The 4,986-nt window shown below is 60.5% G+C and carries 6 protein-coding genes; all 6 read left to right on the top strand.

The annotated features are described in order from the left end of the window. The first annotated feature begins 313 nt into the window (after window positions 1–313). Entirely contained in the window at window positions 314–700 is a 387-nt protein-coding gene (locus WB528_RS05305) for a poly(R)-hydroxyalkanoic acid synthase subunit PhaE (RefSeq protein ID WP_423887376.1), read from the top strand. After that, complete coding sequence (locus tag WB528_RS05300) at window positions 697–1,794, top strand: alpha/beta fold hydrolase (protein WP_423887375.1); 1,098 nt, start codon at window positions 697–699, stop codon at window positions 1,792–1,794. The genes WB528_RS05305 and WB528_RS05300 overlap by 4 nt, the downstream gene beginning before the upstream one ends. After that, the gene (locus WB528_RS05295) at window positions 1,791–2,387 is read left to right on the top strand and encodes an N-acetyltransferase family protein (RefSeq protein ID WP_423887374.1); all 597 of its coding nucleotides are present in this window, start codon (window positions 1,791–1,793) and stop codon (window positions 2,385–2,387) included. Before WB528_RS05300 ends, WB528_RS05295 begins: the two co-directional genes overlap by 4 nt. A gap of 187 nt (window positions 2,388–2,574) precedes the next feature. Continuing rightward, a complete protein-coding gene (locus tag WB528_RS05290) occupies window positions 2,575–3,051 on the top strand; it encodes a phasin (protein WP_423887373.1) in 477 nt (158 codons plus the stop codon). A 241-nt stretch (window positions 3,052–3,292) separates the two neighbouring features. Further along, a complete protein-coding gene (locus WB528_RS05285) occupies window positions 3,293–4,060 on the top strand; it encodes an esterase/lipase family protein (RefSeq protein ID WP_423887372.1) in 768 nt (255 codons plus the stop codon). Between the two features lie 82 nt (window positions 4,061–4,142). Further along, the coding region (gene paaX, locus WB528_RS05280; RefSeq protein WP_423887377.1) for a phenylacetic acid degradation operon negative regulatory protein PaaX at window positions 4,143–4,986 on the top strand (844 nt) is incomplete at its 3' end.

The following is a 4,986-nucleotide window of genomic DNA, read 5'->3' as shown; positions in this document are numbered from 1 at the left end:
GCAGAAGGCACCAGTGTCCCGGTTCTGACATTCGCATCTTTTTTACGAATGTCAGAACCAAAGGGACACTGGCAACTATATGATTCTAGTGTGGCTTTGACTCTGACATTCCTTCTAAGAACTCGCCGGAGCACCTGAAAGGAACGTCAGAGTCGCCACGCGAGATATTAAATTGAGGGCGCGCGGTTGACCGTCCTCACACAACGGTGTGCTATGACCGATATCATTGGGGCGGCTTTCCCGTTGGGCTGAATAAGGCCGCCGATTTGTCGACGTAACTGACGTTGATGCGCTCTCATGCTGGAGAATGCCGATGGCGGACAAGAGCAATGACCCGGTCGCGCTCTGGCAGAACATGATCGGCGAGATGGAGAAGGGATTTAACGCCTTCGCCAATCAGGCCATGGCCTCGCCGCAGTTCAGCCAGGTCGTCAATCAGGTAGGCGGAGCGACGGCCGGTGCGCAAAAGCAACTCGGTGAGCTCATGGAGAAATATCTTCTCTCCATGAACCTGCCGAGCCGGTCGCAGATGGTCGGCATGGCCGAGCGGCTGCAATCGATCGAAGGCCAGCTCAACGAGATCAAGGCGATGCTCCATCAATTGCAGGGCAATGCGGCTGGTCCGTCCGCCGGCTCGTCAGCAACTCCACGGCCGCCGCGCACCAGGCGTCCCCCGCCTGCCGCCGAAGGGCCAAAATGAAAGCGGCTTCCGCTCCAGATCTGGCAGGTCTCGACCTTGCTTCAATCCCGGAGCGGATCCAGTCCGAGGTTCAGCGCGCGATCCAGCGCAGCATCAAGGGCGTCGAATATATCTCGACATCGGGGCCGTCACTCGGCTCGACCCCCAAGGACATTCTCAGTAGCCGCGGCACGATGAACCTCTATCACTATCGGACGGTAGCGGATGAAATCTACCGCGTGCCGATTTTGATCGTGATGGCGACAACCAATCGCGGGTACATCCTCGATATGGTGCCGGGCCAGAGCTTCATCGAGTTTCTCTTGAAGCGCGGCTACGACGTCTACATGCTGGACTGGAGCGCGCCGAAGCCCGAAGAGAAGAGTCTGCGGATGGAGGACTATGTCCTCGATTTCATTCCGCATTGCGTGCAGGAAGTGCAGCGCGATTCCGGCGAAAACGATGTTACCGTGATCGGCTATTGCTTCGGCGGCGTGCTGTCGTTGCTCTACGGATCGATCTTTGCCGACGGGCCGATGAAAAACCTGATCTGCTTCACCACGCCGATCGATTTCCGGGGCATGAAGCTGTTTCAGAATTTCTCCGATCGCCGCTATTTCGACGTCGATCGCCTTGTCGACAGCATTGGCAACGTACCGCCCGAGATGATCCTGTCCTCGTTCGAGATGTTGCGTCCGGCCTCGCGTGCGGCAAGCCAGATCCAGTTGTGGGAAAACATCTGGAACGACGAGTTCGTGAAATCGTACCGGATGTTCGACCGCTGGGCGACCGATACGCTGCCGCTGGCCGGCGAATATTTCCGCGCAATCACCAAAGACCTGATGTGGGACAACAAGCTCTACAACGACACCATGACGGTGGGCGGCCGGAAGGCGGATATTGCCAATATCAAGGTGCCGATGCTGCATGCGGTTGCCGAACATGATCACATCGTGCCTTACGAGGCGGCCAAGCCGCTGATCGCGAAAATCGGCTCGGCCGACAAGGAAGAGGTCATCCTCAAGGGCGGCCATGTCAGCCTGGTTGCCGGTGCCAATGCCGTCCGGCGGTTGTGGCCCAAACTCGATTCATGGCTCTGTGAGAGATCGATATGAGTGAGACACGTTCCTATCCTCGCCGGGTAGCCACGGAAGCCGGCGAAATCGAATTCCGTTTGATGACGCGCGCCGATGAAACGGCCGTACTGAAGTTCGCAAAGGCGCTGCCGACCCACGACCTGTTGTTCCTGCCGCGCAACATCAGCCAGCCGAAAGTGCTGTCAGCCTGGATCAACGAGATCGAGCGCGGCGACATCACGAGCCTGCTGGCCGTCAAGAACGGTGAGGTGGTTGGTTGCGGCACCTTGGTGAGGGACTCGCATTCCTGGTCGCCCCATGTTGGCGAAATCCGCATGGTGGTTTCGCTCGACGTGCGCGGAAAAGGGGTCGGCCGGGCGCTGTCGCAGGAGACCTTTGCGCTCGCGCTCGGCGCGGGCCTCGAAAAGCTGTCGGTGCAGATGACGGTCGACCAGCAGGCGGCGATCGCGCTTTTCGAGAGCTTGGGTTTCAAGGCTGAGGCATTGCTGCGCGACCATGTCAGGGACGTGAGCGGCAAGAAGCACGACATTGTCGTCCTCGGACACAACGTGGCGCAGGTCCGGGCACAGATGGAAGCCTACGGGCTGCCGGGTGCAGTGGGGCCCTCCTGAACGGCCGATTCGGCCGCTTCCTGGGCAAATCGCCCGGTTATTTTGCTTTATTCCTATAATCACGAGTTTGTGATTTCGCATCGCAACATCGATGTTGCGGCGCACCATTAACTATGCCATATAGAGATTGCCCCGGGCCAAGTGGACGGGGTGAGCCCATAGCTCAAACCGAGGATGGAGAAACCCCATGACCACCGAGACCAATTCTGTGCTGAACGGCGTCAAAGAAGCGTTCGCGCCCGTGACCGAAGCTTTCAAGAGCTTCCAGAACCTCGAAGTTCCCGAGGCTGCCCGCGAGTTCGTGAAGAAGCAGGCCGAGACCGCCAAGGTGCGCGCCGCTGACTTCTACGCCGGTTCGGAAAAGGCCACCGAAGTGCTTGAATCCGCAGTGACGGGTTCGGTCAGCGAGGCCGTCAAGATCAGCCGCAACATTCAGCAGGCCCTCTACCAGGATGCCGAGGCGTTCTTCGCCGGCGTCGACAAGCTCGCTTCGGCGAAGTCGATCAACGAAGCCGTGCAGATCCAGTCGGATTTGCTGCGTGCGCATGGCGAAACGGTTGTCTCGCGCGCCAAGGCTTCGACCGAGTATCTCGGCAAGCTCGTTACTGAAGGTGCCAAGACCGCGCAGGACAACTTCGCCAAGGTCTACACCAAGACTGCCTGATCGCTCTTTTTCGTAGCGTATTAGCAAGGTTCCCCTTGAAGGCCCGCTTTGGCGGGCCTTCTTTTTTGCGCTGCAAGCGACTGTCCTGAAAAGCCTGGATTCTCGGTCGTGCAAGAAGAGCCTTGTCGTGAATTTTTCGTCGTTTTGTGAACTGCGACTCTTGTTTGGGCCGCTGGCAGTAGCTTGAATGAACCGAATCGGCCCCATAGCTGTGTTAGCTGAAGCTCGAAGGGAAAACACGATGTCCGCGACTGCCCAAACGCTGCGCCCACCGTCGAAGACCCTGATGTTTCTCGAGGGACGTGCGATCCATGAGTTTGGCGCCTTTCTCGGCGCCTTGCCGCTGTTGAGCCTGGCGCCGCGGGGCGACGGACATCCCGTGCTCGTGCTGCCTGGCCTCGTCGCTTCCGATACCTCGACCCGGCCGCTGCGCAGCTTCCTGCAAAACAAGGGATATGCCGTGAGCGGCTGGCGGCAGGGCCGCAATCTCGGCCTGCGCCATGGGGTGCAGGATGGCATGGTCGATCTCGTGCACGAACTCAGCGACACGCATCGGCGCAAGATCAGCCTTGTCGGCTGGAGCCTCGGCGGTCTCTATGCGCGCCAGCTTGCCAAGATGATGCCCGATCGGGTGCGCTCGGTCATTACGCTCGGCAGTCCGTTCGCCGGACACCCAAAAGCCACCAACGCCTGGCGCGTCTATGAAATGGCCAGCGGCCGCCGCGCCGAGGAAGACCATCGTTTCGGTGGATCGCTGTCGGAAGCGCCACCCGTGCCGACCACGGCGGTCTTCAGCCGCACTGACGGCATCTGCGCCTGGCAGGGCTGTAAGGAGCAGTCATCTCCGATTGCCGAAAGCATCGAGGTTGAGAGCAGCCATTGTGGCATGGGGCACCATCCGGCCGTCGTCTATGCGGTCGCCGATCGCCTCGCGCAAGCCGAAGGCCAATGGAAGCCATTCGACCGCTCGGGCTGGCGCAGCCTGATTTATCCCGACCCGAACCGGTAAGTCTGTCGCCTGTCGCTTATCTGCCCCTTGCGGGTCTGCTTACCTATTTTCGAGAATCCGAAAAACGCGCTAAGCCTTGGCTATGCCGCAGCCGCTTGCCCGGATCGTCGATCATCTGAAGCGCGAACCTTCGCGCACCGGCTCGATCGTGATCACCGTGTTTGGCGACGCAATCGCGCCCCGCGGCGGCTCGGTCTGGCTCGGCACGCTGCTGCAATTCTTCGAAGCGCTCGATGTCGATGGGGGTGTGGTGCGCACCGCGATGTCGCGTCTCGCAGCCGACGGCTGGCTGGAGCGCGAGAAAGTCGGCCGCAACAGTTTTTATCGTTTGGCGGCGAGCGGCCATCGTACCTTCGAAGCGGCAACGCGGCACATCTACGACCCGCCGCCATCCGACTGGAGCGGCCGGTTCGAACTCCTGCTGATTGGCAAGGCGGGTGACCGCGACGCCTCGCGCGAGGCGCTCAGGAACGCCGGATTCGGAAGCCCGCTCCCGGGTGTATGGGTGGCGCCGTCAGGCGTTCCGCTCCCGGATGAAGCCGCCTCTGCAATCCGCCTGGAAGTATCGGCGGAAGACGAGAGCGGCCGCCGGCTGCTCTCCGAAAGCTGGCCGCTCGACCGCACCGCCGATGCCTATCTGAAATTCATGAAGTCATTCGAGCCGTTGCGCGGCTGGCTTGGCGCTCGCGCACGGCTGTCGGAGCTGGAAGCCTTCACCGCACGGATTCTGCTGATCCATCATTACCGGAGGGTGGTGTTGCGCGATCCCTTGCTGCCCGCTGCTCTGTTGCCAAAGTACTGGCCGGGAAGCGCTGCGCGAGCGCTGTGCGGGGAGATCTATCGCGCCGTGTTGCCCGCCTCCGAGCAGTGGCTCGATCATCATGGTTTGAATGGAAACGGCGTCTTGCCAAAGGCCACAGCGGAAC

Origin of the sequence: Bradyrhizobium sp., from assembly GCF_049586575.1 — a bacterium.
In the GTDB taxonomy this organism is placed as follows: domain Bacteria; phylum Pseudomonadota; class Alphaproteobacteria; order Rhizobiales; family Xanthobacteraceae; genus Bradyrhizobium.
Note: the sequence above shows the minus strand (reverse complement) of the source record. Positions and strands in the feature narration are given on the sequence as shown.